The organism is Tamlana crocina, from assembly GCF_012037625.1.
The window spans coordinates 1-434 of sequence record NZ_JAAVJS010000275.1 but is presented as its reverse complement, the minus strand read 5'-3'; the positions used below and the strand labels follow the sequence as shown (position 1 = coordinate 434).

The 434-nt window shown below is 38.9% G+C and carries 1 pseudogene; it reads right to left on the bottom strand.

Features of this window, described 5'->3' with window-relative positions:
* Nucleotides 1–67 precede the first annotated feature (67 nt).
* Nucleotides 68–434, bottom strand: a pseudogene (locus tag HC176_RS16690) (hypothetical protein); the annotation flags it as partial.

Sequence of the window (434 nt, the reverse complement as noted above, 5' to 3'; positions counted from 1 at the left end):
CAAAAAAGATATGGTTCACTATAGATTCTGGCGGCTGGTTGGGTTAAATTGGGGGGCTTAAAAAATATTATTTAGTTCCCTCATTGGCTAACCTTAGGATCAAATCCTTTTGCTGGCCTTCAGAAAGATTGAATTTAGGCTTTCCTATGTATGGAAAGAAATACCTGAATTCCCTGTCAAAGGTTCTCCAGTTTTCTGCAATTCCGCGGTTTTTGTTTTCGCTTCCGGTATCGGTTGCGTTCATGTCATCTCCATCATTATCATAAGAAGTGGCTTCCACAGTATTTCCTGCGAAGACCATTCCCTCATTGATCTCAGAATAAAGCACTGCAGTTTCTCCCGATTTGGAAGGGAAATCCAGCGGTATTAAAGAAAAGTGTTTGAAAATATCATTTTTGGAGTTGATGTCCCTTACATTAAAATCAGAATTTGTA